General features: G+C 77.6%; 1 protein-coding gene. It reads left to right on the top strand.

Going from position 1 to position 1,286, the window contains the following annotated elements:
- A partial coding sequence (locus tag ABD323_RS41280; protein WP_344447228.1) for an HD-GYP domain-containing protein occupies nucleotides 1–1,166 on the top strand: 1,166 nt, incomplete at its 5' end.
- Between the last annotated feature and the right edge of the window lie 120 nt (nucleotides 1,167–1,286).

Raw genomic sequence — 1,286 nt, 5'->3', positions numbered from 1 at the left:
CCAGCGCCCACACCTTCCTGCTGGTGCTGATCGCCGGCGTGCTGATGCTGCCGCCCTCGGCCGCCGCGCTGCCCGCGCTGCCCGCGGTGCTCACCGGCGCGACCGCCGCCCCCCGGCTGCTGCGCCGGGCCTGGAACGCCGCCCAGTTCGCGCTGGCCGCCTGGCCGGCCGCCGCGCTCTTCCACCTGCTGGACGGACCGCGCCTGCTGCTCGGGGCCCGCTACCCGGCCGCGCTGCTGCCGCCGGCGGGCGCCGTGCTGGCCTTCTCGCTGGTCAACGGCGTGCTGGTGGGCGGGATCCGACTGCTCGCCGAGCGCTGCCCGGCCGCCGAGCTGCGCCGCGGCGCGCTCTCGGTGCTGGGCCCGGCGGCCCTGGTGCACGCGCTCGGCGGACTGATGATGGCGGTCCTCTGGCAGGGCCCGTACGGGGCGTTCGCGGCGGTGCTGGCGCTGCTGCCGCTCTCCATCTCGGCCTGGGTCTTCGCCCAGGGACACCGCGAACGGGCCGCGCACCGGGCCACCGTGGAGGCGCTGGTGCAGGCGGTGGAGATCAAGGACTCCTACACCCGCGGGCACAGCGAACGCGTGGGCCGGGCCTCGGTGCTGATCGCCGGTCAGCTCGGCATGACCGGCGAGCGGCTGCGCACCCTGCACTTCGCGGGGACCCTGCACGACGTGGGCAAGCTGGGGGTCGCGACCGAACTGCTGCGCAGGAACGGTCCGCTGACCGAGGCCGAGCGCCGTGCGGTGGAGGTGCACCCGCAGTACGGCCACGAGCTGGTGCGCGGCATCGACTTCCTGGGCGAGGCGCACGCCGGCATCCTGCACCACCACGAGCGGCTGGACGGCCGCGGCTACCCGCACGGCCTGGCCGGGGAGCGGATCCCCGAGTTCGCCCGGATCATCGCGGTGGCCGACGCCTTCGACTCGATGACCTCCACCCGCTCCTACCGCCGCGGGCGCCCGGTGCCGGAGGCGGTCGCCGAACTGCGGCGCTGCGCGGGCAGCCAGTTCGACCCGGTGATGGTGGACGCGCTGGTCGCGGCGGTGCGGCGGTACGGCTGGCAGCCGGTGCTGCCGCCGCCGGAGGACCAGGCGGCGGTACCGGACATCCCGCTCGGGGTGCCGGAGCCGAGCCCCCGGCTGACCACCGGCGGTGCCCGGTGAGCGCGCCCGCGCACGACACCGACGGGTCCGGCGACGGGTCCGGCGACGGCTCCGGCAGAGGCAGAGGTGGTGGCGGCGGCCGGGGGGGGGGGGGGGGCCGCGGGCCGGCGGGGCCCCGCG

Source organism: Kitasatospora nipponensis (genome assembly GCF_039528135.1).
In the GTDB taxonomy this organism is placed as follows: Bacteria; Actinomycetota; Actinomycetes; order Streptomycetales; family Streptomycetaceae; genus Kitasatospora; species Kitasatospora nipponensis.
Note: the sequence above shows the minus strand (reverse complement) of the source record. Positions and strands in the feature narration are given on the sequence as shown.